Below are 22,485 nucleotides of genomic sequence, written 5' to 3' on the forward strand. Positions count from 1 at the left end.
ATGAATATATTACTTCTTTCTACACATCTAAATCCGGGCGGCATTACTACTTATTTGTCTTCCTTGGCAAGGGGTTTGCAAAGAAAAGGAAACAATGTTTTTGTTGCTTCAAGCGGCGGCAGGCTAGAGGAGCAGTTTAATTCGGATGGTATAAGATTTATTTATATTCCTATCCGCACAAAGTGCGAATTAAGCCCTAAGCTTATTATTTCTTTTTTTAAATTAGCTAAGGAGCTAAAAAAATATAAGATTGATATAATTCATGCCCATACCCGCGTAACACAGGTTTTAGGAATTCTTTTGGCTTTATTTAGCGGCTGCTCCTATCTATCTACCTGTCATGGATTTTTTAAAAGAAGATTTTCAAGAAGAATTTTTCCAGCATGGGGTGAAAATGTTATTGCCATAAGCCAGGCAGTGGCGGAACATCTTAGGAAAGATTTCAGCCTAGATTCTCGACGCATAAGCGTAATACATAATGGAATTGATTGCGATAGCTTTAGCCTGGACAAGGATAAAAACAAAGAAGCCATAAAGAGAAAATTCAATATACCAACCCATGGTCCAATAATTGGGATCTTGGCGCGCTTATCTACTGTTAAGGGGCATAAATTTTTTATTCAGGCTATGCCCTTGATTTTAAAAAAGATACCCAAGGCTTTATTTCTCATTGTGGGAGAGGGACATCTAAAGGATGAGCTCTTCTCTCAGGTTAAAAGACAAAAAGTAACTGAATCAGTGTTTTTTATACCTAATCAGGATGACACAAGAGAAGTACTTGCGATCATGGATTGTTTTGTTTCCTGTTCTTTGCAGGAGGGATTGGGACTTTCGATCATGGAGGCGCAGGCAGCAGGCGTTCCTGTTGTTGCCTTTGCTACTGGAGGCATAGTTTCACTCATCCAACACAAAGCCACTGGATTATTGGTCAGACATAAGGATGTCTCTGGTTTGGCTGAGGCTGTAATAGGTCTCCTAGATGATGCAGCACTTGCTGAAAGAATCAAAAACAGAGCACGTGAGAACTTAAGGCGTGAGTTCTCTATAGAGGCCATGGTAGAAGAGACAGAAAAATTATATTCTAGGATTAGATGAAAATAAGACTAAATATAAAAAGAACTATAACATTAAGCCTTTTAGGCCTTTTAGTTATTATAGTCTCTGCTACACTTATTCTTCGTGAGCATTATGTTGTTCCAATACTTATGTATCATAGCATTAGCGAAGATTCGCCTGATAAGGATAATCTACTTGCAATTTCAGCTGATACGTTTAACAGGCAAATGGAGTTTCTGCAGACTCGTAAATATAATGTAATAAGCCTAAAAGAGCTAGCCCGACTTATGAGAGAAGATGCGCCCTTACCGCATAACACTGTTGTAATTACATTTGATGATGGTTATCAGGATAACTTTACTGTTGTCTTTCCGATCATAAAGAAATACGATATACCAATTACTATTTTTATTTGTCCCATGTTGATTTCAGAAGAGGAGCAATATCTAACCTGGCCTCAGGTTAAGAAATTGTCTGATTCATCACTAGTTGATATTGGCTCACACACCTTGAATCACACCTTTTTACCTGATCTTAAAGGTAGAGAGGAGTCGTTAATTATGCAGATTAGTGGTTCAAAAGAAATCCTGGAAGATATATTAAAAGTCCCCATAGATTCCTTTTCATATCCGGCAGGCGGCTTTAATAAAAATATCAGAAGGATTGTTGAAGAAAGCGGTTATAGAGTAGCTGTAGCAACTAAACCCGGCCTAGATTATCCTGATGATGACATATTTGCATTAAAGAGGTTGCGTATTTCAGAACATAACAAGAATATGTTTATTTTTTGGGTTAAGCTCACCGGCCTTTATACAAAAGTAAGAGAGTGGCAGAGAAAGGATAAGGACAAAGATCTGAAGATTAATTATGAGTAAGAAGGCTCCTAAGAATAAAAGGATACTTATTTTCAATGTGAATTGGCTGGGCGATGTGTTGTTTTCTACCTCGGCATTAAAGGCACTTCGGCAGGCATTTCCTAAGGCATACATTGCCTCTATCCTACACCCGCGCACAATCGAAGTCTTACAAGATAATCCTAACCTTGATGAGATTATCATCTTTGATGAAAAAGAAAAAAACAAGCACTTATTAAGTAAATTTAGCTTTGTCTCTGCGCTTGCGAAGAAAAATTTTGATACTGTTTATTTATTTCATCGTTCATTTACGCGTTCAATGCTTATGGCGCTGGCAAAGATTCCTCACCGTATTGGTTACAAGGCAAAGAAAAGAGCAGGATTATTCTTAACGCAAAAGATTGCCTTACCGAAAGGCCAGATACATCGAGTCGATTATTTTTTGAACATCTTAAGAGAGTCAGGCATAGACTGCAAATTTTCTGATTATGAATTTTTTGTTGATAATGCTTCTCGGGAAAAAATTGCCAGGATGTTTGAAGAAGAAAAAGTCAATAAGTCTGATTTCTTCGTGTGTCTAAACCCAGGAGGAAACTGGAATTTGAAACGCTGGCAAAAGGAACGTTTTGCTCAGCTTGCAGATAGATTGACTCTTGAGTTTAAGGCAAAGATAATAATTACAGGAAGCGCAAAAGACCTATCTTTAGCTAAGGATATAGCCTCGCAGATAAGAGAGGAGCCTATAATTACCTGTGGAAGCACTAGCCTTAAAGAATTAGGAGCGATTATCGAAAGGAGCAAACTGTTCATCAGCGCTGATTCTGGGCCAATGCATATAGCAGCTGCCTTAGGGGTGCCTATCATTGCTCTGTTTGGGCCTACATCAGCACACATTACCGGACCCAGAGGTAAAGGTAAAATAAAAATTATCCAAAAAGACGTTGGCTGCTGTATTCCTTGTTATAAGGTCACATGTAAGGATAACCGCTGTATGAAGACGATTAGCGTTGAGGATTGTATAGCTGCTGTACGTGAAATCATCTCATAATATGGATTTATCGCAAATAAAAAAATTTTGATCATTCGTACTGATAGAATTGGTGACGTGTTTTTGTCTATGTCAGTTCTAGCTAATTTGAGAAGAGCGCTTCCTTATGCACATATTGCGATGAGGTCCTTATTTATGATAAGCGAGGCCTGCATAAGAGCTGGCTATCAAGCCTTGGCTTTGCCGTTACTCTGCGAAAGAGGAAATTTGATTTGGCCTTGATTCTTCATCCTAAGGATGTAGGCTGCCAGATTTGTCTTGCCCATAATTGTAATAAGGATTTTTTGTGTTTAAAATCCATAAAACCAGAAGAGATTATTGAGTTAGCCAGGCCATTTTTGTGAGATTACTTTCGATTTTCTTTATAGTTGCCTAGGCTGTTAAATTGTGTTAAAATCAGTTTTTGTCCCTTGGGGGCCTTATGATAAATATAGACAAAAGGATAATTGATAACTTTAAAAAAGCCAGGATTCTAGTTATCGGTGATTTAATCCTGGATAAGTTTATCTGGGGTAATGTAGATCGCATTTCACCCGAGGCTCCTGTGCCTGTGGTGTATCAGGTAAGAGAATCCTACATGCCAGGCGGAGCAAGTAATGTTACCAATAATCTTTCAAGCCTAAAGGCTAAAGAGGTTTTAATGGTCGGCCTTATTGGCCGTGACAGCGAAGGCAGAAGATTAAAAGCGGAATTAAAGAAAAGAGGCGTTAATATTTCTGGCGTATTCACAGAAGGGGCTCGTCAGACCACGTTAAAGACACGTATTATTGCTCATCATCAACAGGTCGTGCGCTTGGACCATGAAACCACAGCGCCTATAAAGAAGGAATCCGTAAAAAGGATTGTTAATTTCGTAAAGAGGCACGTAGAAAGATGTGATGCGATTATTATCGAGGATTATGGCAAAGGGGTTATAGATCCTGGAGTGCTTGAACCTATTATCGCTTTTGCCCGGAGCAAGAAAAAAATCATAACAGTTGATCCTAAAGAAGATCATTTTAAATCCTATAAGAACGTTACAACAATAACGCCGAATCTTAAAGAGGCATGCGAGGCCTCTGGTCAGAAGTTTAAAAAAGGCGTTGATGTATCTAAAATTGGCAAGCTACTTATGAGTCGCTTGAATCTCAAGGCCTTACTCATCACTATGGGCGATGAAGGCATGCAGCTCATGCAGCGCGGGAAGAAGAGTCAGCACATTCCTACGCTTGCCCAGGAAGTCTTTGATGTATCTGGTGCCGGAGATACAGTTATTGCTGTCTTTACCCTAGCCCTGGCTTGTGGAGCTGATTTTATGACTGCAGCACATTTGGCTAATATCTGTGCTGGTATAGTAGTGGGTAAGGTTGGCGTGGCAACAGTTAGTTTGAATGAGTTGTCCAAGGGGCTAAATAAATACCATGGATAATATTGGTGTTATTCCTGCTCGTTTTGGTTCAACGCGTTTTGAAGGAAAAGTCCTTAAGACTTTGTCCGGGAAACCCATGCTGCAGTTGGTCTGGGAGGCAGCAAAACAGGCCAAATTACTGGATGCGGTTATAATTGCTACAGATGATGAACGCGTAAAGAGAGTATGTACTGAATTCGGGGCAAAGGTTGAAATGACGGCAAAGCAACATTCTTCAGGCACAGATAGGATTTGTGAAGTAGTCAATCCGCTTGAAGTAAAAAACGTAGTTAATATCCAGGCGGATGAGCCATTAATAAGACCTGAGATGATTGATTCTTTAGTTAATGTCCTTCTCGGGGATAAAAAAGTATATATGGCTACGCTGATTAAGAAAATAACAAACAGCCGGGATTTAGAAAATACTAATGTGGTAAAGGTGCTTAAGGATAAATCAGATTGGGCCCTGTATTTTTCGCGCTCTAGTATTCCTTATGTACGCGCTGGTGCAGAGGGAGAAAAGGCCAAGCCAACATTCTTCAAGCATATTGGATTATACGCCTATACCAAAGATTTTCTTTTTACCTTCAAGAATCTAGAAAAGTCAGAATTGGAATTAAGCGAGCGTCTAGAGCAGTTGCGCGTGTTGGAAAATGGCTATAGAATAAAGGTTATTGAAACTGAATTTGAGACTATTGGTGTGGATACGCCAGAAGATTTGGAAATTGCTCAAAATTTACTGAACGGAAGATGAAAACAATTAAATTAGGGAAAATTATAATAGGTAAAGATAAACTAGTTTTAATCGCCGGTCCCTGCGTAATCGAAGGCAGGAAATTTGCACTCAATCATGCCAAGCGCATTAAAAGGATCTGCGCTAAATATAAGATGCCCTTGATTTTTAAATCCAGTTTTGATAAGGCTAATCGCACCTCACTTTCATCTTTTCGCGGTCCAGGCATAAGAGTCGGACTCAAGATCTTAAAAGAGATAAGATATACATTGGGTATTCCTATATTAAGTGATGTCCACTGCGTAAGAGACGTTGAATTAGCAGCTGGAGTCTTAGATGTTATTCAGATTCCGGCATTTCTCTGCAGGCAAACAGATCTACTTCTTGAAGCTGCCCAGACAGGCAAAATTATCAATGTGAAGAAAGGCCAATTTTTGGCACCCTGGGACGTAGGTGAAATAATAAAGAAAATTGAATCAAAAAAGAATAAAAGAATCTTGCTTACAGAAAGAGGCACAAGTTTTGGATATAATAATTTAGTATTTGATTTAAGGAATCTTTCTATAATGCGCAAATTTGGTTATCCCGTAATTTTTGATGCGACGCATTCAGTGCAGTTGCCGGCAGCAGGAGGCACTGCCTCGGGTGGCCAGAGAGAGTTTGTGGCAGGTTACACTCGTGCTGCTGTTGCCTTTGGTTGCGACGGACTTTTCCTAGAGGTGCATGAGAAGCCGCAAAGGGCTCCTTGCGACGGACCGAATATGATAAGCTTTAATGAGCTAGAGAAGATCTTAGAAGGCGTCTGTAAGATAAAGGAAACATTAAAATGAATTTAAAACGGGCAAGACAAGTATTAAAGATTGAATCGGAAGCAATTAAGAGGCTAATTCCCAGATTGGATAATAAGTTTTTAAAGGCCTTAGATCTATTATATAGATGTAAGGGTAGAATAGTAGTTACAGGGATGGGCAAGGCCGGGATTATCGGCCAGAAGATTTCAGCCACGCTTTCTTCTACTGGCACACCCAGTCTATGGCTGCACTCTGCTGAGGCAAGTCACGGAGATCTAGGCCGCATAAGGCGCGATGATTGTGTCCTGGCACTTTCGAATAGCGGCGAGACAGAGGAGTTGAAGAATTTCTTGCCTATAATTAAAAAGATAGGCGTGAAATTAATATCGATTACAGGAGCTCCCAAATCTACTCTGGGGAGGTTTTCGGATGTGGTTGTTGATGCCAGTATCAAATATGAGGCCTGCCCTCTAGGCCTTGCGCCAACAGCCTCAACTACAGTTATGCTTGCTTTAGGTGATGCCTTGGCTGTGTGTTTGTTGGAAAAGAAAGGTTTTAAGGAGAAGGATTTCGCTTTTTATCATCCAGGAGGAGCCTTGGGTAAAAGGTTGTTGCTTACAGTTGGTGATATAATGCGCTCTGGAAAGAGCTCTCCTGTAGTTTTAGAGAATACGCCGGTATCAAAAGTACTTTTTGCGATTACAAAGGCACGCGCAGGTTCTGCTTCCATCATTGATAAGAAGGGACGCCTGGTTGGTATTTTTACCGACGGTGACTTGCGCAGGCATTTAGGTAAAGATGCGACTTTGCCACATCGGCGAGTCAGCGAAGTGATGACAAGAAACCCCCGCGTTATTAAAAAAGACTGCCTGGCAGCAGAGGCATTGCGTATATTGCAAGAGAAAAAGATTGATGAGCTGCCTGTTGTTGATAACAAGGCCAAACCTTTGGGCCTAGTGGATGTTCAGGATATTTTAAAGGCAGGGATTGTATAACAGGCCATGAAGACAAAGTCAATTCTAGCTAAGGCTAAAAAAATAAAATTATTGATGCTTGATGTAGATGGCGTATTAACCGATGGCAGGATTATTTATGATAGCTCGGGCCGCGATTTGAAATTATTTGATGTGCAGGATGGACTTGGCGTGTATCTTTTAAGCCTTATGGGTATAAAAACAGTGTTGGTTACAGCAAAAGGCTCTAGCGTTATAACACCCAGAGCAAAAAGCATGCGCGTAGCCGCAGTATATAAGGATATCTTTCCCAAGACAAAGGTCCTAGAATCAGTAAAGAAAAGATTTAGGGTGAGCGTTGATGCGATTTGTTTTGTAGGTGATGATTTGGTTGATTATTCAATAATGAAAAAATGCGGTTTAAGTATTGCTGTTTCTAACGCCTGCAAAGAGATAAAGCAGATCGCGCATTTTACAACTAAAAAAGCAGGCGGCAGAGGCGCGGTACGCGAGGTAGTGGAAATCTTACTTAAGGCCCAAGGCCTATGGAAGAAGGCCTTAAGTTTGTACGAATAAAAGAGTTATTATGTTGCTTCTAGAAATCAAGGATTTGTCAAAGACTTATGGTACGCGTCAGGTGGTTAATGGCGTAAGCCTGACCGTAGGCCGTTCCGAGATAGTAGGGCTTCTTGGCCCTAATGGGGCAGGCAAAACTACCACATTTTACATGATTATGGGTATTGTTGCTCCAGATAAGGGCAAGATAATACTAGATCAGCAAGAGCTTGCAAAGATGCCCATACATAAACGTTCTCGCTACGGTATGGCCTATCTTTCTCAAGAACCCTCTGTCTTTAGAAAACTTACAGTGCAGGAAAATATCATGGCAATTCTAGAGACATTGAATATTTCCCAGCATGAGAGACGCCGCAGGTTAGAGCATCTCTTGGAAGAGCTGAAGATTTCTCATTTGATGAATAGCAAGGCATATACCCTTTCAGGCGGTGAACGCAGACGATTGGAAATTACCAGGGCATTAGTTACCAAGCCATCGTTTATCCTCTTGGATGAGCCTTTTTCTGGTATTGACCCTATTGTGGTTGCCGAGGCCCAGGAATTAATCAAGGAATTAAAAGAGAAAGGTCTAGGGATTTTGCTTACTGACCATAACGTACGTGAGACACTTTCTATTACTGACAGGGCATATGTTATTAATGAAGGCCGTATTCTTATATCAGGAAAGGCTAAAGATTTGATTGATGATGCCCAGGCGCGAAAGGTCTACCTGGGTGAGAAGTTCAAGATGTGAAGTCTGCATGTGAGGAGATTCTATGAAATCAGAAATAAAAAAATTGGATGCTTGTTTAAGAGAGGTTAATATTGAGGTAGATCAAGAGACAGTCAAGACCAAACTCGATGAGGTCTATGCTGAGATTTCAAAAAAGGCCAAGGTACCTGGTTTTCGTCCTGGTACTGCTCCCAGGCAGATTCTTGAAAAACACCACAATCAATTAGCACATGAGGAGTTACTAAAGACCCTTATTCCTCAGGCCTATGATGAGAGCCTCAAAGAGAAAAATCTCTTTTCCTATGGGCCGCCTGAGATATCAGACGTCTCGTTGAATAATAATGTTCTAAAGTTCAAGGCTAAGGTAGAGGTAAGGCCGGAAATGAATTTGAGCTCATATAAAGGGATTAAGATTAAAAGGAAAGAACCAGAGGTTAAGGAAGAAGAAATAGAGGAGCAGATAAAGGCCCTTGCTAAAGATAGAGAGCGTGAAAATGATATTAGCGACAATCTTGCCAGAAGCTTAGGCTATAAAACCCTGGATGAATTTAAGGAATTTTTGAGAAAACAGCTCTTTTTGAAATCTCAAGAGGAATCCTATCATGACGCCTTTAATCAAATTATTGAGCAGCTTCTTAAAGATAATCCCGTTGATGCCCCGCGTGTTTTAGTAGAACGGCAGTTAGAAAGACGCCAGCAAGAGACAAGTTACAGGTTAAAGGCGTACGGTCAAAAGCAAGAAGAAATAGAGACTAAACTTAAGGAGCTTAAGCCGCAGCTAGAACAGGCCTGTCAGCGAGAAACAAAGATATTTTTGTTACTAGAAGAGATTTCCAAAAAAGAAAATCTTAAGGTAAAGGATGCATCTCTGGTTACCCAGAGGGCAGTAGAATTTTTGTTTGAGAATGCAAAATGGGGGTGAAAAATGGATGAGAAAATGCAGACCTTAATTCCGATGGTAGTTGAGACAACTGGAAGGGTGGAGCGCGCCTATGATATTTATTCTCGGCTCCTGAAGGACAGGATTATTTTCGTAGGTACAGCGATTGATGACCATATCTCAAATCTGATAATTGCGCAGTTGCTTTTTCTGCAGATGGAGGATGTTAATAAAGAGATCAATCTTTATATCAACTCTCCGGGTGGTTCTGTGACAGCAGGTCTGGCAATTTATGATACGATGCAATTTATAAAACCGATTGTGGCTACTTACTGTGTTGGTCAGGCTACGAGCATGGGAGCGCTGCTGTTGGCAGCTGGAAGTAAAGGTAAACGTTTTGCCCTGCCTCATGCACGTATGATGATTCATCAGCCCTGGGGTGGCGTTCAAGGTCAGGCCAGCGATATCTCAATTCAGGCAAAGGAAATTTTGCGCATGAAAGATAAGATTAATGAAATACTTGCGCGTCATACAGGTCAGTCAATAGAAAGAATAGTTAAGGATTCTGACCGTGATTACTTTATGAGCGCCCAAGAGGCAAAAGATTATGGCTTGGTAGATGAGGTTATTGAGCATCAAAAGAAGAAATAAAACAGGGAGCTTTTCATATGAATAAGACCTACTTACTTACTCCAGGACCAACTCCATTGCCGCCTGAGGTTAGAGAGGCATTATCTAGAGAGATCATTCATCATCGCACAAAGGCATTCCAAGAGATTCTAGGAGAGTGCCTGAATGATTTGAAAGAGATATTTAAAACCAAGAATGATATATTTATTCTTACTTCTTCAGGAACAGGAGCAATGGAGGCAGCCGTAGTAAATCTCCTCTCGCGAGGCGATAAAGCGCTTTGCGTCCAAGGCGGGAAATTCGGAGAGCGTTGGACAGAGATATGCCAGGCCTACGGTGTTGATGCAGAGATAGTTGATGTCCAATGGGGTGAGGCTGTAGACCCTCAAGTAATCGAGGAGAAATTAAAGGCCAACGAAGATATTAAGGCAGTGTTCACAACTTTATGTGAGACCTCAACTGCCACATCTAGTGATATTAAGGCAATAGGTTCTATTGTAGGCAATCATAAATGCGTGCTTGTTGTAGATGCAATTAGTGCTTTAGGCGCTGTTGATTTAGAGACAGACGAATGGGGAGTTGATGTTGTTGTTTGTGGTTCTCAGAAAGGCCTGATGCTTTCTCCTGGATTGGCCTTTATCAGCATGAGCCCTAAGGCCTATTCCTTAATGGAGAGTTCTGATTTAAGCCGCTATTATTTTGATTTGCGAAAAGCAAAAAAGATAGTTGATAAACCTGATACGCCATTTACTCCTGCTGTTAGTTTGGTTGTAGCCTTGAAAGAGGCTTTGAGCCTTATGAAGAAAGAGGGATTAGAGCAGCGTTTTAAGAGGTTTTCTCTTTATAGAGAGGCTCTCAAGAAGGCAGCAGTTGCCTTAGGGCTTTCTATTTTTAGCAGGAGCCCCTCAGATGCTGTAACCGCGATAAATTTACCCCCTGATATTGACGGCGTAAAATTAGTAAAGATAATGCGCGATACCTATGGAGTAGGAATAGCTGGCGGTCAGGGAAAGCTTAAAGGTAAAATCATTCGCATCGCCCATATGGGTTACATCAATGCCAGAGATATCATTACTGCTATTTCTGCTTTAGAGGATACTTTAAAAGATATGGGTTATAAATTCCAAATCGGTGCAGGAATAAAAGCAGCAAAAGAAATATTGAAAGAGACAAGATAATTTAGAATTCCTCAGTCACGATTTCTTACAATCTCACCATTTTAGTATTTTGTCATGCAGAATCTAATAGAATTACTTAAAGAAACTGCCCAAAAATACCCCAAAAACAAAGCAGTCATCTATAAGAATAAGGCTATTCGCTACCGCCAGCTAGTAAGCGAGGTTGTTCGCTTAGGTCTTAGATTATCGCGTTTAAACATTCGCAGGGGAGACAGGGTAGGCATCTTATTGGGCAATTGCAGCGATTTTGTTATTTCTTATTTTGCCATTCTTAACCGGGAAGCAACGGTTGTGCCTCTGAATCATTTTTTAAAACCAGAGGAATTAAAGAGGATACTTGAGGATTGCAATTTAAGGTTTTTAATCACAAACAGCAAGTTTTCAAAAACAGTCGAATTTTTAAGAAGAGAGGCTTCTAGTCTGGAAGACGTCTTATTTGTTGATGCGGATATAACGCAAATCCTTTCCTTTTTAAAGATGCCCTTAAAGAATTTCGGTTTCGCCGGGCTTAAAAGCATTGCCAAAAGACCTGACGTTGCTGTTATTCTTTATACCTCAGGTACAACTGGCCAGCCTAAGGGAGCAATGCTTACACATGGAAATCTACTTTTTGATGTGTTTGCCTGTGCTGAGGCGATTGAAGTAAAACAAAGCGATAATTTTATTTGCATGCTGCCTCTTTTTCATTCTTTTCCTTCAACTGTATGCATGTTACTTCCTCTTGCTAAAGGGGGGACAATGACAATCTTAGAAGGGGTTAGGCCTTTTTCAAAAGTAATAGAGGCTATACTCAGGCATAGGGTAACGGCATTCGTTTCTGTGCCTGCTGTTTATAATGTTTTAGTGCATATGCGGATATTAAAGATTTTGACCTTGCCGTTTATTAGTCCTTTGCGGCTTTGTATTTCCGGGGCTGCTGCTTTACCGGCTGATACATTGAATAAGTTCCAGGAGAAATTCCGCGTTCCGCTCTTGGAAGGGTATGGTTTAACAGAGACCTCACCTGTAGTCTCCTTGAATTCTTTAAGAGGTGTGAGGGTTTCAGGTTCTATTGGTAAGCCTTTAGAAGGCGTAGAGGTAAAAATCATAGATGAACAAGGAAGGCCAGTATCAATAGGAGAAGTGGGCGAGTTAGTCGTAAAAGGCGGCAATGTTATGAAGGGATATTTTAACCGCCAGGAGGAAACAGAAGAGGCCCTAAGAGATGGTTGGCTTCATACAGGGGATCTGGCTAAAATCGATGACAAGGGTTTTATATATATTGTGGATAGAAAGAAAGACATGATTAATGTTCGGGGCTTAAAGGTTTATCCCAGAGAAGTGGAGGAGATTTTCTTCAGGCATCCGGCTGTTAAAGAGGTAGCTGTTGTTGGATTAAAGGATGAGCATCATGGGGAAATACCCAAGGCATTTCTGGTATTGAAAGAAAGGCGCAAGGTAACCGAGCAGGAGTTTTTACGTTATCTGCGCAAGAATATAGCAAGCTATAAAGTGCCCCGAAGCATTGAATTTAGAGATTCGCTTCCTAAGACCTCAAGTGGTAAGGTTTCTAAGCGGGAGTTGATTGAAGAGTTCACTTGATTCTTTTGGCCCTACCTTCCTAATAATGGCTATCTTTCCCTGTTTGGCTTTTCGTTGACACGCTATTTTTTCTACTATATAATATTAAGCTATGATGGAAGAAACTACCCAAGGCAAAGAAAGAAGGAATAAGATTAAGTTATTAGAAGAGAAGGGGATAGCTCCTTTTGGGGCTAAATTTAAGCGTACATCTGAAATCGCTGATTGCTTAAAGGATCTCACAAAGCTTAAGAACGTGAATCTGGCCGGAAGAATTATTGCCAAGCGTTTACACGGCAAGGCTAATTTCATGGATATCAAGGATTCAAGCGGAAAAATACAGCTTTATATAAGAGAGGATTCTCTAGATGAGATGAGTTTCTGGCTTTTCTCGCAAGTTCTTGATATAGGCGATTTTATTGGAGTAAAGGGAGAGCCTTTTAAGACAAGAACAGGAGAGCCAACAATAAAGGTCGAAAGCATTACTCTTTTAACCAAGACCTTAAATCCCTTGCCGGAAAAATGGCACGGCCTAAAGGATGTTGAGACTCGCTTTCGCCAAAGATATCTAGATTTGCTATCTAATGATAAGGTGAAAGATATATTCTTGAAGCGTTCTAAAATAATTGCAAAGACAAGAGAGTTTTTCGACTCGCGAGGTTTCCTGGATGTTGAAACGCCAATGATGCAGCCTGTTGCCGGAGGCGCAACAGGAAGGCCATTTAAGACACATCATAATGCCCTGGATTTAGATTTATATTTACGTATTGCTCCTGAGTTATATTTAAAACGGCTTATTGTCGCTGGATTAGATAAGGTCTATGAGATTAACAGAAACTTCCGCAATGAAGGAATATCAACGCGGCATTCTCCTGAATTTACCATGCTTGAGGTCTATACAGCTTATGCAGATTATGAGGATATGATCGTTTTATGCGAAGAGCTGATAAGTCATTTAGTAGAGGAAATCTCAGGTACTACCTATATTAGCTATCAGGGCAAAAAAATAGATTTAAAGCGGCCCTGGAAGAGACTGTCGTTTGCAAAGCTGATGAAAGAAAATTACGATATCAATCCTGATGATCCTCTCAAACAGTGGATTGAGAAGTTAAAGAAGAAGGGCAAAGATTTACCACAGCTAGAGGGGGCTGCAGTGAATAAACTAAGTCGTTCTCAGATTCTGAATCTGATTACTGATATCTTTGAGCCGGCATCTATTGATAAACCTGTTTTTTTGACAGATTGGTTTGCTGAAACTTGTCCCTTGGCAAAGAGACAGGCGGATAATCCCCTGCTTGTGGAGCGCTTTGAGTTATTTATTGGAGGATTGGAAATTGCAAATGCCTACTCTGAGTTGAATGACCCCATAGAGCAGGAGAGGCGTTTCCAAGAAGAGTTAAAGCAGGATGAAAAAGGCTCGACGCGTCGGCTTGATGAAGATTATATCACGGCCTTATCATACGGTATGCCTCCTTGTGGCGGGTTAGGCATAGGCATGGATAGGCTGATAATGCTTTTATCTGATTCTGCATCCATCAGGGAAGTAATACTATTTCCGCTTTTGAAGCCACTTGAGTAATTATGAAGACATATCTTTGGATTGCATTAAAGTATTTCCTAAACAGTAATCGCAAGAGGTTTTTCTCGGTTATGACCCTAGTGTCTGTTTTAGGAGTAGCTATCGGAGTGATGACGCTTATTGTAGTTTTAGGGGTGATGTCTGGTTTTGATAAGGATTTAAAATCCAAGATTTTAGGCCTTAATTATAATATTACGATTGATAGCAATATAGGAATTTCAGCGGCTGATTCTGTCTTTGAAAAGATCGACTCCCTGGATGAGGTTTCAGGTTATAGTCCATTCGTAAGCGGACAGGTGCTTTTGGCAACTTACGATCGTTTTAGAGGTGTTCATATTCGGGGTATAGATCTTGTAAAAGAGGCAGGTTTGAATAATATAGCTTCCTATATCAAGGTTAATCCACCTCGAATTCAAGAAGGCGAATTATTGGTTGGTGAGGAGCTCTTAAAGGGAATGGATTTAGCTCTGGGTGATGAGGTGGTAGTCCTTTCTCCCATCACAAATAAGCGCTATCCTTTTAGAATCGGCGGAATCTTTAAAAGTGGTTATTATGATTATGATTTGAATTTAGTTTTTGCAAATATTAAGGACACCCAAGAGTTATTGTTAATGGATGGTTTTTATTCAGGCATAGGGATTAATTCCCAAGATATTCATAAAACGTCTGCCTTGAAAGAAAAATTTAAAGATATCCTAGGCCCAGCTTACAGTGTGCGCACCTGGATTGAGCTAAATCGTAATTTTTTTGCAGCTTTAAAGCTTGAGAAGATTACAATGTTTATAATCTTAACCCTTATTGTTCTCGTGGCTGCCTTTAATATTATTTCTACCTTGAACGTCTTTGTGACTGATAAGACAAAGGATATTGGTATTTTAAAATCTATCGGCTTAAGCTCTAAAGGCATAAATAGGATTTTTATGCTCGTGGGGATCTTTGTTGGATCTCTGGGCATAGTTAGCGGCCTTGGCCTAGGTGTTGGTCTGTGTATGTTATTGTCAAAATACCAATTTATTAGATTGCCGCAGGATATCTATTATATTCAATATCTACCTGTGTATCTAAAATTGACAGAGGTTGCTACAATTGTCTTGGCAGCGTTTCTCATTTGTCTTGTCTCAACTCTATATCCGGCACGCAGAGCTGCCTCACTTGAACCTGTGGAGGCCTTACGTTACGAATGAGAAGAGAGGATAGTTTGATTAGTGCCAGCGCGATTATCAAGACATATAAAGAAGGCACAAAACTGTTTCCTGTTTTAAGGGGCATTGATATTGATATAGGCGCCTCTGAATTTGTTGTTATTGCTGGGCCATCCGGAGCCGGCAAATCCACATTGCTTCATATCTTAGGAGGCCTTGATTGTCCAACTAGCGGCAGGGTGGTTTTAGGCGGTGAAGATATCTATTCCTTGTCTGATGAGAAAAGGGCAAGATTGCGAAACATGAAGATCGGCTTTGTTTTTCAATTCTATCACTTATTGGGTGAATTTACTGTCTTAGAAAATGTCTTGTTGCCTCTTTTGATTTCGCAGAATTTTTATAAGGATAATAAGTTGTCTCTAGCATCAAAGAAGACTATACGCAGTCGCGCTCAAGATGCCTTAGCAATGTTAGGCCTAAAGGATCGTCTTGATTTTTCGCCGGCAAAACTCTCCGGAGGCGAGAAACAGCGCGTGGCTATTGCCCGGGCACTTATCAATGATCCGGATATTATCCTTTGCGATGAGCCCACGGGAAATCTTGATTCCCGCTGCGGTGAGGAGATTAGAGGTATATTGATGCATCTTAATAGAGAAAAAAAGCGCACCATAGTTGTCGTAACGCACCAGCAGGATTTATTTAGTGGTTGCGGCAGACTTATTAATATTCGCGATGGATTGATTAGTAAGGAATTAGTGCTACAGGAGGTTAAATGAGGACACAAGTAACTTGTCGTCCTCATCGAGGGAGGAATAATCTATGAAGGTATATTTAAACGGTAAGCTTGTTAATAAAGAAAAGGCAGTTGTTTCCTGCTTTGATCACGGTCTTCTTTATGGTGATGGTGCGTTTGAAGGCATTCGTTCCTACAAGGGGTTGATTTTTAAATTAGATGAGCATATTGATAGATTATTTGAGACAGCTCATACGCTTATATTATCTATGCCAGTTAGCAAGCAAGGTTTGAAGGGAGCGATTATTAAGACATTGCGCGCAAACAGATTAAAGGATGCCTATATCCGCGTTGTAGTAACTCGCGGCGTGGGTGATCTAGGGCTTGATCCACGCAAATGCAAGGGTAAAGAGGCACTTTTTATTATTACTGATAAGATAGCTCTCTATCCAAAACATATTTATGATAAGGGGATGGAGATTATTACTGTTCCTACGGTACGCAACCTGCCGGAGGCCTTGAATCCGCAATTAAAGTCATTAAACTATTTAAATAATATCTTGGCAAAGATTGAGGCGATAAATGCTGGTTTTCAGGAGGCAATAATGCTTGATAGTCTTGGTTATGTTGCTGAATGTACGGGAGATAATATTTTCATAGTGAAGAATAATGAACTTTTTACGCCACCGCAATGTATGGGAACCTTACGTGGTATCACACGCGATGCGGTTTTAGGTATTGCTAAAAGTTTAGGCATTCCAGCTCATGAGCATGTTATTACTCGGCATGAAGTTTATATCAGCGATGAATGTTTTTTAACTGGAACAGCTGCAGAGATTGTCCCTGTTGTTAAGGTAGACGGAAGAGTAATCGATAAGGGTAAGCCGGGTAAGATTACTAGATTAATAAGCCAGGAATTCAAAGAGCTCACAAAAACAGAGGGAGTGAGATATTGATAGATACAGATAATCGTAAGATATTCCTGTGACGGAGGCAAAAAATGCTTTGCGATATATGTGCTAAGAATGAAGCAACAGTACACCTAACAGAGATTGTCAATGAGCAGGTGAAAGAATTGCATCTTTGCGAAACCTGCGCTCAAACCAAAAGTATGCAGATGGAGCAGCAGTTTGGCCTCTCTGACCTTTTGGCAGGCCTAGCTGATTTTGACAAACCCTTACAGACACAAGATACATTTGGTGTTGAATGTCAGAATTGCCACCTTACTTATAAGGATTTTAAGAAAATCGGCAGACTTGGCTGCAGTGAATGTTATAGCCAGTTTAGAAGATATCTAGATTCCCTGCTGAAGCGGATACATGGTTCTAATAAACATATGGGTAAGGCGCCGCTAAAACTTGCTCAAGTCGCAAAGACAAAAAAGCGCACTCTTAATCTAGGAGAGCTAAAAGAAGGATTGCGCAAGTCCATAGCCTCAGAGGAATTTGAGGAGGCGGCTCGCCTGCGAGATGCCATCAGGCAGATTGAGGGAAAACAGACAGATCCTGATAAGAGGTGATTGATGAGTATGGTACTTAATGATTTATTAAAGCGCAGAAGTGAGTGGTTAAAAGGAGAAGGACCACTTTCAGATATTGTTATATCAAGCAGGATTCGTCTTGCTAGGAATATTGAAAAATGTCCTTTTCCTCATTGGGGCAGCAAGGAAAAGGAAGAGAATGTCCTTAATATGGTTTTGGAGGCTGTGAAAAAGATAAGCCAGTTCAAAAATGTATTGTCTTTTAGATTAGTCAATCTGGACAATGTTGATAAACAGTTCCTTATTGAAAGACATTTGATGAGTCATGAGTTGGCCTTAAGAAGTAATCATAAGGCGCTTATATTGACCGAAGATGAAGTTGTCTCTTTGATGGTTAACGAGGAGGATCATCTAAGGCTTCAGGTTATGAAGTCTGGTTTTAATCTGGATGGCGCCTGGAAGATTATCGATGAAATCGATACGGCTTTATCTGAAGAATTAAATTTCGCCTATTTAGCTGATTTAGGTTATCTGACAGCTTGCCCTACAAATACCGGAACAGGCATGCGTGGTTCTGTGATGTTGCATCTTCCGGCCTTAGTTATGACAAAGCAGATTAATCGTATATTAGCTGCTGTGGCAAAACTAAGTTTTAATGTGCGCGGTCTTTATGGTGAAGGCACTCAGGCAAGCGGGAATTTCTTTCAGGTTTCCAATCAGGTTTCCTTGGGGCTCTCTGAAGGGGATATTATCAGTAATATTAAAAGCGTTATCCGTCAGATTGCTGATCAGGAACAGGCAGCGCGTCAAAAGCTCTTAACACAGCATCTTTCCACGCTCCAGGATAGAGTTTTTCGTGCATTCGGGATTTTAGAGAATGCCCATATAATTTCCAGTAATGAGACAATTGAGCTCTTATCAATGGTAAGACTTGGACTTGATTTAAAATTGTTAAGAGATATTGATAAGAAATTGCTTAATGAGCTATTGATACTTACTCAGCCTGCTCATCTACAGAAGATAAGCGGCAAGAAATTAACCCCAACAGAAAGGGATTCAAAACGCGCCTCTTTGATAAGAGAGAGGTTGATACATAACTAAACTGTTTTTTATGAAATTTAATTTTGGAGGCCAAGATGTTTAATCGTTTTACAGAACGTGCAAGAAAAGTCATTATTTTATCCAAAGAAGAAGCGAGGCGTTTTAACCATGATTATATTGGGACTGAACATCTTCTTCTTGGTCTTATCCGGGAAGGCGAAGGAGTTGCTGCCGCTGTATTGCAGAAGTTGGGTTTGAGCCTTGAGACTATCCGAATTGAAGTAGAGAAGTTGGTTCAACCTGGTCCTACGACCCAAATTTTAGGAGATATTCCTTTTACGCCTCGGGCAAAGAAGTCTTTGGAACTAGCAGCAGAAGAGGCACGTTCCCTTGGCCATAATTATATTGGCACGGAACATATACTTTTAGGCCTGATCCGTGAGGGAGAAGGCGTAGCAAGTCAGGTATTGATAAATTTAGGACCTGATTTAAATCGGGTAAGGAATGAGGTTATGGATATTCTAGGTTCTTCTGTGCCTGGGTTTCAGCAGCAGCAGACTAAAGGTAAAACTCCTGCATTGGATGCCTTTGGTAGAGACTTGGCCCATCTTGCGCGAGAGAATAAACTTGATCCGGTAATTAACAGAAAGAATGAAACTGAACGCGTGATACAGATTCTAAGTAGACGCACTAAAAATAATCCTGTGTTATTAGGCGAGGCTGGTGTGGGTAAAACTGCAATTGTAGAAGGTCTTGCGCAGCTGATTGTTGCTGGCAATGTCCCAGAGATATTGAGGAATAAACGCATAGTCATTCTCGATTTAGCCCTGATGGTTGCTGGCACTAAATACCGCGGTCAATTTGAAGAGCGAATTAAGGCAGTAATGGATGAGATTAAGCGCTCTAAAGATGTGATAATATTTATCGATGAGTTGCATACGTTGGTAGGCGCAGGTGCAGCTGAAGGGGCTATTGATGCCTCTAATATATTAAAGCCTGCACTTTCTCGGGGTGAGATCCAGTGTATCGGCGCAACAACAATGGATGAATACAGAAAACATATTGAGAAAGATGCAGCCCTAGAGCGCAGATTTCAGACGATTATCGTTGATCCGCCCAATGTTGAAGAGACTATAGAGATTTTAAAAGGATTGAGAGATAGATATGAAGCGCATCACAGAGTAAAATTTAAAGATGAGGCCATAGTAGCAGCTGCCAAGCTTTCGGATAGATACGTTAGCGGAAGATTCTTGCCAGATAAGGCAATTGATTTAATTGATGAGTCAGGATCGCGCAGTCGTTTAGCGGTTATGACCTTGCCTCCAGAAGTAAAAGAACTAGAGGCTAAAATCGAAGAATTAAAAAAAGAGAAAGAGGCCTTAATAAAAAGCCAGGATTTTGAGAAGGCTGCCAAATTACGTGACCAAGAAAGAGAGGCCAGGAAGAAATTAGAAGACTTGAATAAGCAATGGTCTTTAAAGAGGGATCAGCTGAGGCCAGAGGTCGGCGAAGAGGAAATTGCTAAGATCGTGTCTCAGATTACAGGTATTCCTGTTATCCGTCTGGAAGAAAAGGAATCCGAGAAGCTGATGAAGATCGCAGAGAAAATCAGAAGTCGAGTAATTGGTCAGGAGGAGGCTATTGACGTTATTGCTCGTTCTGTGCGCCGTTCTCGGGCAGGTATAAAGGATTTTCGTCGGCCAATTGGTTCTTTTATGTTCTTGGGCCCTACTGGCGTAGGGAAAACCCTCTTAGCAAGAGTCTTGACAGAATTTATGTTCGGCGACGAAGATGCCCTTATCCAGCTGGATATGTCAGAATATATGGAGAAATTCAATGTCTCACGGCTTGTGGGTGCTCCTCCTGGTTACGTCGGGTATGAAGAAGGAGGCCAGCTTACAGAAAAGGTCAGGCGTCGTCCTTATGCTGTAATACTTTTAGATGAAATTGAAAAGGCACATCCGGATGTGTTTAATATCCTATTACAGGTTTTAGAAGATGGGCGTTTGACAGATAGCTTTGGCCGCAAGGTCAGTTTTAGAAACACGATTTTGATTATGACCTCTAATGTGGGTGCGGATATTTTGCGCCGGCAAGGCTCAATAGGTTTTCGTTCTCAAAAGGCACAGGCCTCATATGATGATATGAAGCAGAAGCTTCTTGATGAGGTGAAGAAAACCTTCAAGCCGGAATTTCTTAATCGCCTTGACGATATTATAGTTTTTAAGCAGCTTGAGAAAGAAGGTTTGCTAAAAATAGTTGATATTGAAGTAAACGAGGTTGCCTCAAGATTAAAAGAACAGAATGTGGAAATTAGCCTCGACAATAAGGCAAAGGAGTTATTGGTGGAAAAGGGTTTTGATCCTGTATATGGTGCAAGGCCCTTAAAGCGTACAATCCAACGATACCTGGAAGATCCGCTTGCGGAAGAGATAATATCCGGTAAGTTTAAAGACGGGGCAAAGCTTAAGGTTACCCGAGAAAAAGACAAGTTGATTTTTAAATAACTCCCACCCCCTTAGAAAAATTCCCCCTAAGCGGGAAAAGTTATGAGGAGTGCTTTGGATAGATTGGCTGCATTTTTGAATTACTTCGGCAGGGTAGTAAGTTTGGGCTATCAGACTATTGTTGTTACTTTTACTCTGCCTTTTAATTTTAAGCGCTTTATTTTTCAGGCAAAACGAATAGGCCTTGACAGTCTGCCAATTGTCTCAGTCGTGGCTTTATTCACAGGCATGATCCTTGCCTTTCAGTCTACATACCTTCTAAAGAAACTTTCTTCAGAAATTTATATAGCCAATATTGTCGCACTTTCACTCGTACGTGAATTAGGGCCTGTATTTACTGCCTTAATTGTCGCCGGACGTGTGGGTGCAGCAATTACTGCAGAGGTTGGTACGATGACAGTAACCGAGCAGGTAGATGCATTGAGAACATTGGCTACTAATCCGATTAAATATCTAGTTGTCCCCCGTTTCCTGGGCATGGTGATAATGCTGCCTTTGCTTGTGATATACACTAATCTTGTAGGTATAATGGGTGGTTATATCATATGTGTGTATCGTCTGGGCGTGAGCTCAGCAATGTATATCCAAATGACATTTCAATCTTTGGTCTTAAAGGATTTATACAGCGGATTGATTAAAAGTATGGTTTTCGGAATGCTCATTGCTCTTATAAGCTGTTATGAAGGCTTAAGGGCAGCCGGAGGCGCAGAAGGTGTAGGTCGTTCAACTACATTAAGTGTTGTTATTTCTTTTATCTTGGTAATTACTACTGACTGTATTTTTACTGCGCTGTTTTATTTTATACTCTAGGCTTAGCAAAGATTACTCAGCCTTATCTAGAGATTATAATGATAGAAATACACAATATCTACAAATCGTTTAATACTTCCAAGGTATTAGACGGATTAAGCCTGATTATCAAGACAGGAGAAACAAAGGTTATTATTGGCCGCTCTGGATGTGGTAAAAGTGTTCTTTTGAAACACATTGTGGGTATTTTACGGCCGCAAGAGGGTAGTATTATCATTGATGGCCTAGAGGTTAATAAGTTGAATGATGAACAGATGAATCTGTTCAGACTGCGTATGAAGATAGGCATGGTCTTTCAGGGTGGCGCTCTGTTTGACTCGCTTAATGTGGGCGAAAATGTTGGTTTTGTTTTGAGTGAATATACTGATCTTGATAAATCGACCATTGTTAAAAAAGTAAAAGAGGCCTTAGGCATGGTTGGTTTAAAAGATATTGAGCATCTTCTGCCTTCGGATTTAAGCGGAGGCATGAAGAAAAGGGTGGCCTTAGCACGTGCCATATGTATGAATCCCAATATAATTCTTTATGATGAGCCTACTACTGGTGTTGATCCAATAACAGCCGACGCTATTAATGATTTAATAATAGAATTACATGATAAGTTAGAGGTTACAAGTGTTGTTGTGACTCATGATATGACGAGTGCTTACAAAGTTGCCGATAGAATTGCAATGCTTTATAGCGGAAAGATTATCCAGATGGGAACGCCAGATGAGATTAAAAATTCAACCAATCCATTTGTAAAGCAGTTTATTACTGGCGCTTCTTCTGGCGCGATAACAGATGCGGAAAATCTGGTTTTTGGTCACGTAACAGAGTGATTTTAGTGTTTTTG

22 protein-coding genes are annotated in these 22,485 nt (G+C 40.6%); all 22 read left to right on the forward strand.

Features of this window, described 5'->3' with window-relative positions:
* Positions 1-1,095, forward strand: coding sequence for a glycosyltransferase family 4 protein (locus KJ593_01770; GenBank protein ID MBU2540606.1), 1,095 nt, complete (start codon positions 1-3; stop codon positions 1,093-1,095).
* Positions 1,092-1,931: a polysaccharide deacetylase family protein gene (locus KJ593_01775; protein MBU2540607.1), complete on the forward strand. Its 840-nt coding sequence runs from the start codon at positions 1,092-1,094 to the stop codon at positions 1,929-1,931. Before KJ593_01770 ends, KJ593_01775 begins: the two co-directional genes overlap by 4 nt.
* Entirely contained in the window at positions 1,924-2,958 is a 1,035-nt protein-coding gene (gene waaF / locus KJ593_01780) for a lipopolysaccharide heptosyltransferase II (GenBank protein MBU2540608.1), read from the forward strand. The genes KJ593_01775 and waaF overlap by 8 nt, the downstream gene beginning before the upstream one ends.
* 421 nt (positions 2,959-3,379) lie before the next feature.
* Complete coding sequence (gene rfaE1 / locus KJ593_01785) at positions 3,380-4,366, forward strand: D-glycero-beta-D-manno-heptose-7-phosphate kinase (GenBank protein ID MBU2540609.1); 987 nt, start codon at positions 3,380-3,382, stop codon at positions 4,364-4,366.
* Positions 4,359-5,099: a 3-deoxy-manno-octulosonate cytidylyltransferase gene (kdsB, locus tag KJ593_01790; protein MBU2540610.1), complete on the forward strand. Its 741-nt coding sequence runs from the start codon at positions 4,359-4,361 to the stop codon at positions 5,097-5,099. Before rfaE1 ends, kdsB begins: the two co-directional genes overlap by 8 nt.
* Positions 5,096-5,908: a 3-deoxy-8-phosphooctulonate synthase gene (gene kdsA / locus KJ593_01795; GenBank protein ID MBU2540611.1), complete on the forward strand. Its 813-nt coding sequence runs from the start codon at positions 5,096-5,098 to the stop codon at positions 5,906-5,908. The genes kdsB and kdsA overlap by 4 nt, the downstream gene beginning before the upstream one ends.
* A complete protein-coding gene (locus KJ593_01800) occupies positions 5,905-6,864 on the forward strand; it encodes a KpsF/GutQ family sugar-phosphate isomerase (protein MBU2540612.1) in 960 nt (319 codons plus the stop codon). Before kdsA ends, KJ593_01800 begins: the two co-directional genes overlap by 4 nt.
* Before the next feature lie 6 nt (positions 6,865-6,870).
* On the forward strand, positions 6,871-7,398 hold the full coding sequence (locus KJ593_01805) for an HAD hydrolase family protein (GenBank protein ID MBU2540613.1): 528 nt from the start codon (positions 6,871-6,873) through the stop codon (positions 7,396-7,398).
* A 10-nt stretch (positions 7,399-7,408) separates the two neighbouring features.
* Positions 7,409-8,131: an LPS export ABC transporter ATP-binding protein gene (gene lptB, locus KJ593_01810; GenBank protein MBU2540614.1), complete on the forward strand. Its 723-nt coding sequence runs from the start codon at positions 7,409-7,411 to the stop codon at positions 8,129-8,131.
* Positions 8,132-8,153: 22 nt separating this feature from the next.
* A complete protein-coding gene (locus tag KJ593_01815) occupies positions 8,154-9,032 on the forward strand; it encodes a hypothetical protein (protein ID MBU2540615.1) in 879 nt (292 codons plus the stop codon).
* Between the two features lie 3 nt (positions 9,033-9,035).
* Positions 9,036-9,641, forward strand: coding sequence for an ATP-dependent Clp endopeptidase proteolytic subunit ClpP (gene clpP / locus KJ593_01820; GenBank protein MBU2540616.1), 606 nt, complete (start codon positions 9,036-9,038; stop codon positions 9,639-9,641).
* A 17-nt stretch (positions 9,642-9,658) separates the two neighbouring features.
* On the forward strand, positions 9,659-10,798 hold the full coding sequence (locus KJ593_01825) for an alanine--glyoxylate aminotransferase family protein (GenBank protein ID MBU2540617.1): 1,140 nt from the start codon (positions 9,659-9,661) through the stop codon (positions 10,796-10,798).
* Positions 10,799-10,852: 54 nt separating this feature from the next.
* On the forward strand, positions 10,853-12,379 hold the full coding sequence (locus tag KJ593_01830; protein MBU2540618.1) for a long-chain fatty acid--CoA ligase: 1,527 nt from the start codon (positions 10,853-10,855) through the stop codon (positions 12,377-12,379).
* Between the two features lie 91 nt (positions 12,380-12,470).
* Positions 12,471-13,937 (forward strand): lysine--tRNA ligase, encoded by a 1,467-nt coding sequence (gene lysS / locus KJ593_01835; protein ID MBU2540619.1) that lies wholly within the window; start codon positions 12,471-12,473, stop codon positions 13,935-13,937.
* A 2-nt stretch (positions 13,938-13,939) separates the two neighbouring features.
* Positions 13,940-15,121 (forward strand): ABC transporter permease, encoded by a 1,182-nt coding sequence (locus KJ593_01840; GenBank protein ID MBU2540620.1) that lies wholly within the window; start codon positions 13,940-13,942, stop codon positions 15,119-15,121.
* Complete coding sequence (locus tag KJ593_01845; protein MBU2540621.1) at positions 15,118-15,855, forward strand: ABC transporter ATP-binding protein; 738 nt, start codon at positions 15,118-15,120, stop codon at positions 15,853-15,855. Before KJ593_01840 ends, KJ593_01845 begins: the two co-directional genes overlap by 4 nt.
* Positions 15,856-15,898: 43 nt before the next feature.
* Positions 15,899-16,768 (forward strand): branched-chain-amino-acid transaminase, encoded by an 870-nt coding sequence (ilvE, locus tag KJ593_01850; protein MBU2540622.1) that lies wholly within the window; start codon positions 15,899-15,901, stop codon positions 16,766-16,768.
* A 44-nt stretch (positions 16,769-16,812) separates the two neighbouring features.
* Positions 16,813-17,331, forward strand: a complete 519-nt coding sequence (locus KJ593_01855; protein ID MBU2540623.1) for a UvrB/UvrC motif-containing protein — start codon at positions 16,813-16,815, stop codon at positions 17,329-17,331.
* Between the two features lie 3 nt (positions 17,332-17,334).
* Positions 17,335-18,393: a protein arginine kinase gene (locus KJ593_01860; GenBank protein ID MBU2540624.1), complete on the forward strand. Its 1,059-nt coding sequence runs from the start codon at positions 17,335-17,337 to the stop codon at positions 18,391-18,393.
* A gap of 35 nt (positions 18,394-18,428) precedes the next feature.
* On the forward strand, positions 18,429-20,840 hold the full coding sequence (locus KJ593_01865) for an ATP-dependent Clp protease ATP-binding subunit (protein MBU2540625.1): 2,412 nt from the start codon (positions 18,429-18,431) through the stop codon (positions 20,838-20,840).
* Positions 20,841-20,882: 42 nt separating this feature from the next.
* The gene (locus KJ593_01870; protein ID MBU2540626.1) at positions 20,883-21,650 is read left to right on the forward strand and encodes an ABC transporter permease; all 768 of its coding nucleotides are present in this window, start codon (positions 20,883-20,885) and stop codon (positions 21,648-21,650) included.
* Between the two features lie 38 nt (positions 21,651-21,688).
* Positions 21,689-22,471 carry an ABC transporter ATP-binding protein gene (locus tag KJ593_01875; GenBank protein ID MBU2540627.1) on the forward strand — a complete coding sequence of 261 codons (783 nt, stop codon included), beginning with the start codon at positions 21,689-21,691 and terminating at the stop codon, positions 22,469-22,471.
* Positions 22,472-22,485: the final 14 nt, after the last annotated feature.

This window comes from Candidatus Omnitrophota bacterium (assembly GCA_018830005.1).
Classification (GTDB): domain Bacteria; phylum Omnitrophota; class Gorgyraeia; order JAHJTE01; family JAHJTE01; genus JAHJTE01.